At 61.8% G+C, this 351-nt stretch carries 1 pseudogene; it reads left to right on the top strand.

Features of this window, described 5'->3' with window-relative positions:
* Nucleotides 1-77 precede the first annotated feature (77 nt).
* Nucleotides 78-351: pseudogene (locus tag AX708_RS08915) on the top strand (IS110 family transposase); the annotation flags it as partial.

The raw sequence follows: 351 nt of genomic DNA, 5'->3' as shown, positions 1-351 counted from the left end.
ATGTGCTGGATCCCGCCAGCTTCCTCGTGTCGCGGCGAGGCAGGCGCGCAAAAACTGACCGGATCGACGCCGAAGCCATGATCGGGATTCTGAAAGCCTATCTCGCTGGCGACAAAAGCGTGTGCCGTGTCGTGGAGGTGCCCTCTCCCGAGGAGGAGGACGCACGCAGAGTAATGCGCGAGCGCGGCGATCTGGTGCATGAGCGCACCCGCATTATCTCTCGGATCAGGGGGCTCCTTGCGTTGCAAGGCATACGATCTGTCAAAGCCATCAAGGGCGGTGAATGGTCGAGCCAACTCGACGACATGCGCACCGGCGATGGGCGGCCTTTGCCACCAAACCTTCGTCGAC

Source organism: Erythrobacter sp. CCH5-A1, assembly GCF_001557115.1.
Lineage (GTDB): Bacteria > Pseudomonadota > Alphaproteobacteria > Sphingomonadales > Sphingomonadaceae > Erythrobacter.
The sequence above is the reverse complement of the archived record's forward strand: the minus strand, read 5'-3'. Positions and strand labels throughout refer to the sequence as shown.